The following is a 293-nucleotide window of genomic DNA, read 5'->3' as shown; positions in this document are numbered from 1 at the left end:
ATTCAATGGTCAAATGATTGAGCGTACAGCTAAACGTATACGTCAAACTATTAGTGGATTTGAACTATGGCCTGAAAGTACTGAACCCAATCATCAAGAACCTATCAAAATAAATGGGGCAACTGATGGAGAGGAGATTCGTGTAGTTGGGAAAGTTCTTTGGATTTTAAGAAAACCCTGAAAACAAAGGAGAAGCGGGAATGGGGACAGTAGACGAGAGCTTAAAAATAATAGCTGATAAAGTCAAAAATCATTCAGATACTATGTTAACTGAAGAAGCGGTCAAAACAGCG

At 38.2% G+C, this 293-nt stretch carries 1 pseudogene; it reads left to right on the top strand.

The annotated features are described in order from the left end of the window. Nucleotides 1–181 (top strand): annotated as a pseudogene (locus ACFIN0_RS10080) (phage repressor); the annotation flags it as partial. Between the last annotated feature and the right edge of the window lie 112 nt (nt 182–293).

Origin of the sequence: Bartonella sp. AA89HNZF, assembly GCF_042196905.1 — a bacterium.
Classification (GTDB): domain Bacteria; phylum Pseudomonadota; class Alphaproteobacteria; order Rhizobiales; family Rhizobiaceae; genus Bartonella.
Note: the sequence above shows the minus strand (reverse complement) of the source record. Positions and strands in the feature narration are given on the sequence as shown.